4 protein-coding genes are annotated in these 2,534 nt (G+C 77.2%); all 4 read left to right on the top strand.

Annotated features, from left to right (window positions below):
* Positions 1–1,098 (top strand): FliI/YscN family ATPase (locus CBZ_RS20090; protein WP_130783197.1); only part of this gene is annotated, 1,098 nt, incomplete at its 5' end.
* Positions 1,095–1,520, top strand: a complete 426-nt coding sequence (locus CBZ_RS20095) for a flagellar export protein FliJ (protein ID WP_130783198.1) — start codon at positions 1,095–1,097, stop codon at positions 1,518–1,520. The genes CBZ_RS20090 and CBZ_RS20095, both read left to right, overlap by 4 nt.
* Positions 1,517–2,296, top strand: a complete 780-nt coding sequence (locus CBZ_RS20100; protein WP_130783199.1) for a C40 family peptidase — start codon at positions 1,517–1,519, stop codon at positions 2,294–2,296. The genes CBZ_RS20095 and CBZ_RS20100 overlap by 4 nt, the downstream gene beginning before the upstream one ends.
* A partial coding sequence (locus CBZ_RS20105) for a hypothetical protein (RefSeq protein ID WP_218022835.1) occupies positions 2,293–2,534 on the top strand: 242 nt, incomplete at its 3' end. The genes CBZ_RS20100 and CBZ_RS20105, both read left to right, overlap by 4 nt.

A 2,534-nucleotide genomic window follows, 5' to 3' on the forward strand; every position in this document is an offset into this window, starting at 1 on the left:
GGGCTGCGCGCCGGGATGCCGGCCCGCCCGCTGCGCGAGTCGCTGCGCGTCCCCGTGGGCCCCGGCCTGCTCGGCCGGGTGCTCGACGGCCTGGGCCGCCCCATCGACGGCCGCGGCCCGCTGCGCGCCCAGGCGTGGGTGCCGCTCGACGGGCGCGCCCCGCACCCGCTCGAGCGCAGCCGGGTCGAGGACTCCCTCGACCTGGGCGTGCGCGTCCTCGACACGCTCGTCACCGTGGGCCGCGGTCAGCGGCTCGGGCTGTTCGCCGGGTCCGGCGTCGGCAAGTCGAGCCTGCTGTCGATGGTCGCGCGCGGCACGGACGCCGAGGTGTCCGTCATCGCGCTCGTCGGCGAGCGCGGCCGTGAGGTCCGCGAGTTCCTCGAGGACGACCTCGGGCCCGAGGGGCTCGCGCGCTCGGTCGTCGTCGTCGCGACGTCGGACGAGCCGCCGCTCGTGCGCCTGCGCTCCGCGTTCCTCGCGACCCGCATCGCCGAGCACCTGCGCGACGAGGGCCGCCACGCGGTGCTCATGATGGACTCGCTCACGCGCGTCGCCATGGCGCAGCGCGAGATCGGCCTGTCGGTCGGCGAGCCGCCCGCGACCCGCGGCTACCCGCCGTCGACGTTCGCGCTGCTCGCCCAGCTCCTCGAGCGCGCCGGCACCGGCGCGACGGGCTCCGTGACCGGCCTCTACACCGTCCTCGTCGACGGCGACGACCACAACGAGCCGATCGCCGACGCCGCGCGGTCCATCCTCGACGGGCACGTCGTCCTCGACCGCCGCCTCGCCGTCGCCGGGCACTTCCCGTCCGTCGACGCGCTGGGCTCGATCAGCCGCGTCGCGTCCCGCGTCACCACCGCGGAGCAGCGCGACGCCGCCCGCCGCCTGCGGGCCGTCATGGCCGCCCGCCGGCAGGCGCAGGACCTGCTCGACGTCGGCGCGTACGTCGCCGGGTCGAACCCGCTCGTCGACGCCGCCGTCACGCACGGCCGCGCCATCGACGCGTTCCTGCGGCAGGACATCGAGGACGTCGTCCCCGCCGCGCAGGCGTGGGCGCACCTGTCCGCACTGGTTCAGCAGCTGGGAGACGTGCCGTGACCCGACAGTTCCCCCTCGCCGGGCTGCTGCGCGTGCGCGCGCTCGCCGAGGACCGTGCCGCCGCCGAGCTGGCCGCGTCCCGCCGCGCCGAGCGTGCCGCCGCCGAGCGCGCGCGCCAGACCAAGGAGCGCCTGGACGGCACGACCGTGCCCGACATCGCCGACGACCTCGCGTTCCGTGCGTCGGTCGCGAGCCGCGCGACGCTCGCCGCGCTGCTCGTCGAGCACCGTGAGCAGGTCGTGACCGCGCAGGTGCAGACCGCCGAGAGCACCGACGTGTGGACGGCGGCGCGGCGCGACGCCCGGGCCGTCGAGCGGCTCGAGGAGCGGCACGACTCCGCGGTGCGCGCCGAGGAGCTGCACGCCGAGCAGGTCGTGCTCGACGAGGTCGCCGGCCGGCGACCGGCAAGGGAGGACGCATGACGCTCGACGGGATCGCGGCCGTGCAGTCGCGCATGGCCGAGCTGCGGGCGCTCGTCGCGCCCCCGACCGTGACGGCGACCCCGACGTCCGCGTCGACCGCGACGACCGCCACGACGGACGACTTCCAGACACTGCTCGCGTCCCTCACCGGGTCCGGCGCCTCGACGGCGTCGACCGCGACGGGCGGCGCGACCGCCCAGTCGTTCATCGCGGCCGCGCAGAAGTACGTCGGCGTCCCCTACGTGTGGGGCGGCGAGTCGCTCTCCGAGGGCGGCCTCGACTGCTCGGGCCTGGTCATCCGGTCGCTCGCGGACGTCGGCGTCACCGACTTCCCGCGCGTCGCCCGTGACCAGCAGACGATGGGTGAGCCCGTCGCGTCCCTCGACAAGGCGCTGCCCGGCGACCTCGTCGTGTTCGGCGGCGGCTCGCACATCGGGATCTACCTGGGCGACGGCAAGATGATCGACGCCCCCAAGCCGGGCGCGTCCGTCGTCGTGCGGGACGTCTACACGACGCCCACCGCGATCCGGCGGATCCTGCCGCAGGCGGCCGACGTGTCCGCCGTGGCGAACCCGCTCGCGGGGATCGGGGGCCTCGCCGGTCTCACAGGGCTCACGGGTGCGTCCGGCTCGGCCGGTGCGACGGCCGCGAGCCAGCGGGCCGCCCTGGAGCTGCTCGCGTCGCTGTCGTCGGGTCAGACCGGTGCGCGCAGCGGCTCCGCGCTCGGTGCTTCCGGCCTTGCGGGCCTCGCGGCCTCGCTGGGGGTGGCGTCGTGAGCGCGCACCTGCTGCCGCCGACCGTCGCCCCCGCGGCGACGTCCCGCCCCGGCCGTGCCGGTGCCTCGGGCGTCCCGGGTGCGGGGGAGGCGTTCGCCCGCACCTTCGAGTCCGTCGCGGGCCGTCCCGCCGACGACGCGCGGCCGCGCACCCCCGACGCCGACCGGGGTCCGCGCTCGTCGCGCGACGACGCGGGCCGCCCCGACGCCACGCGTGCGTCGTCCGGCTCGCGTCCCGC

The sequence above is a fragment of the Cellulomonas biazotea genome, assembly GCF_004306155.1.
Taxonomy (GTDB): domain Bacteria; phylum Actinomycetota; class Actinomycetes; order Actinomycetales; family Cellulomonadaceae; genus Cellulomonas; species Cellulomonas biazotea.